Source organism: Streptomyces sp. NPDC111802 (assembly GCF_055634335.1).
Window position 1 is genome coordinate 1 of the sequence record NZ_JBVKCZ010000171.1, and the last position, 2,790, is coordinate 2,790.

A 2,790-nucleotide genomic window follows, 5' to 3' on the forward strand; every position below is an offset into this window, starting at 1 on the left:
CACCGCCAGGTCATGCCATCGGTCGAGCACCGCAGCTCGAAGTATCTGAACAACAGGGCAGAGAACTCGCATATCCCCACACGGGAGCGCGAGCGCAGAATGAAGGGCTCCGCAGCGTCGGCACGGCCCAGAGATTCCTCGCTTCCTTCTCCCGGATCTCACCGCACTTCCGCCCCCGCCGCCACCTGATGACCGCCCCCGACTACCGCGCCGAGATGGCCGAGCGCCACACCCTCTGGCGCACGATCACCGCCACCGCCAATACGACAGCGACCGCCTGAGCCAGGCACAGCCAGCACCACCGACCTGCCCCAACTCACCTACACCATCGGCAACTTGACAAGGCCGGTACGAGGGGACCCTCAATGCCGGCTTGCCCCGCACGCCAGGACGGCCTTCCGCTATTGCGGTGCGATGGCCTTGAGCCAGTCCTCGACGGCGAGGACGTCTGCCCACTGCGGGAACAGCTTTTCGGTAAGCATCGTGTGCACCTCGGGGTCGGTGTCGAGGCAGGCATCCGCCAGGACGGTGAGGCCGAAGTCCAGATCGATGGCGTGCCACAGGGTGGACAGCACTACAGCGCTGGTGGCGATGCCTGTGAGAACAAGGCTGTCGATATCGCGAGCCCTGAGCACCAGGTCGAGGTCGCTGCCCGAGAACGCGCTCCCCCGTCTCTTGGTCACCACGACGTCGCCCTGCTGGGGCGCGACATCGTGATGGATCTCGGTACCAGGGGCACCCTCGGTGAACAGGCCGGCCCGCACGATGCTTGTCATCACCTTGTTGCGGGGGTTGACTTCCGGATCGCCCGGCCGTAATCCGATCACCACGTAGATCACGGGGATGCCGGCAGCCCGGGCACCGTCGATCGCCTGGCGCAAGCGCGGCAGATATCCGGAACCGTCGTCGGCGATGGCCACGATGTCCCGTTGGACGTCCATCACCAGAAGCGCACTGTTTGCCATGCTTGCCGTCCCTTCTCCGTGGAAGAATAAGAGCAAGTCTGGTGGATCAACCGAGCCGTGGTTGGGGGTTCCGCAGATCCAAGCCAGGCCTACTGCCACCGGTACGGCAGGAGCTCTACCGGACCGCTGTGCGGGACATGCCGGGAGATCGTCGAACAGGCCCGCAAGCCCTCCTGAGTGCCGGGGCCGCACGTCAGTGACGGGCCCCGACGCCCACGGTGAGGTGCCCCGGAGATTCCGGACAGGGACCCAATAGGGTTGTCCTGTCAAGGAAACGAGGAAGCACGAAGTGGCATCACCCAACAAGTACACCCCGGAGTTCCGCGAGGAAGCTGTCCAGATTGCGCTCCAGTCGCGCAAGACCGTCTCGGAGACGGCGCGGGAACTCGGCCTGAATACGGAAACACTCCGGGGCTGGGTGAAGAAGTACAAACAGCGCAACGAACCATCAGATGATGCGCCACTGACCATGCGTGAGCGGGCCCGCCTGAAGGAACTTGAACGCCGCATCCAGGAAGTCGAAATGGAGAATGTCTTCCTGAAAAAATGCGCAGCGTGTGTGTCCTGAACGCGTCGGCGTTCCCTGATGGTTGAGGGAGCAGTCGTCGCGATGCTGTTTGAGTGATGGAGGTTTGGCCCTCCGCAGCCGCCTTGCAGGAGGAGGCTGCAAACCACCGCAAGCTGCGTCGGTAAAGAGCCGGGGTGGTGAGCGTTGCGGAAAAGGCGTGCCAGTGAGCACGTCAGGTGTGGATCGTGAAGGCGAGTAAAACCGAACCCTTGTAGACGTGTCGAAATCTTTAAGGCGGCATCGAAACCGTGGTGGAACGCTGCACTGCGGGATAAGCCAGAGGGATACCTGTCTACTGCTCTGGTGGTGTCCGGCATATAGAGGGCGCGAGCACGATTCAGGCTCTCAAACGGAACAGGAGAACCTGTCGCCTTGGAACTGTCGTTGTGCGGAATTACCGCGCGGCGCGAGAGGGAGAGATCCAAGCGGAAAGAATCCGTGAGGAGTTGAGTACCGATCCGGGGCACAGGGGCGGACCGCCCCGTAGTAGTGATGAAACCTGTGTAATGCGGGTGGAGCGAAGGGGGCGGGTCATCTACGGTTCGCTGGTTGGTCAACCACCTATGTGGGAGGAGCCTGCGTGAGCGAGGCGAAGTCCAAGTCGTTTGAAATCTCGAAACGACTTGTGTGGGACGCATATTTGAAGGTGGCGGCGAACAAGGGGGCCGCGGGGGTGGATCGACAGTCGATCGAAGAGTTTGAGCAGGACCTGAAAGGGAATCTGTATAAGCTTTGGAATCGGATGTCGTCGGGAAGTTATTTCCCTCCACCCGTCCGAATGGTCGAGATACCGAAATCTGGAGGTGGGGTTCGTGTTCTCGGTGTGCCTACAGTGGCGGACAGAATAGCTCAGACTGTCGTGTCGATGACGTTGGAACCGCTACTGGAACCAGGGTTCCACAGTGATTCCTATGGTTACCGCCCCGGCCGTTCTGCTCTGGATGCCGTGGGTATGGCGCGAATGCGGTGCTGGAAGAAGGACTGGGTCATCGACCTTGATATTCGGGCCTTTTTCGACACCATCGACCACGCTCTCCTGATGAAGGCGGTGGAACGTCATACGGACCTGCCATGGGTAGTGATGTATGTGCGACGTTGGCTAGTCGCACCTCTGCAACATCCCGATGGAAACCTAGAGGAACGGGACCGTGGAAGTCCTCAGGGCAATGCCGCGTAGATAAGCGTTTTGGCGTTCTGTTTCCACATGTGCACAGCGACACACCCGCGTTGGTTGTGGATAGTCAACCAGGGTGATAG

3 protein-coding genes and 1 pseudogene are annotated in these 2,790 nt (G+C 61.0%); 3 read left to right on the plus strand and 1 reads right to left on the minus strand.

Annotated features, from left to right (window positions below; all coding sequences use genetic code 11):
- Positions 1-281: pseudogene (locus tag ACZ7NC_RS45060) on the plus strand (DDE-type integrase/transposase/recombinase); the annotation flags it as partial.
- Positions 282-401: 120 nt separating this feature from the next.
- On the opposite strand, the gene ACZ7NC_RS45065 reads toward ACZ7NC_RS45060, so the two are convergent.
- The gene (locus ACZ7NC_RS45065; protein WP_471498121.1) at positions 402-965 is read right to left on the minus strand and encodes a cysteine hydrolase family protein; all 564 of its coding nucleotides are present in this window, start codon (positions 963-965) and stop codon (positions 402-404) included.
- A gap of 289 nt (positions 966-1,254) precedes the next feature.
- Between ACZ7NC_RS45065 and ACZ7NC_RS45070 the strand changes: the two genes are divergently transcribed.
- Both ACZ7NC_RS45070 and ACZ7NC_RS45075 read left to right on the plus strand, forming a co-directional pair.
- Complete coding sequence (locus ACZ7NC_RS45070; protein ID WP_471498124.1) at positions 1,255-1,533, plus strand: transposase; 279 nt, start codon at positions 1,255-1,257, stop codon at positions 1,531-1,533.
- A 580-nt stretch (positions 1,534-2,113) separates the two neighbouring features.
- Positions 2,114-2,710, plus strand: coding sequence for a reverse transcriptase domain-containing protein (locus ACZ7NC_RS45075; protein ID WP_471498127.1), 597 nt, complete (start codon positions 2,114-2,116; stop codon positions 2,708-2,710).
- Positions 2,711-2,790 lie beyond the last annotated feature (80 nt).

What these genes read in the sequence shown, in the direction of transcription:
- ACZ7NC_RS45065 (WP_471498121.1), bottom strand. Translation starts at nt 965, where the DNA reads ATGGCAAACAGTGCGCTTCTGGTGATGGACGTCCAACGGGACATCGTG.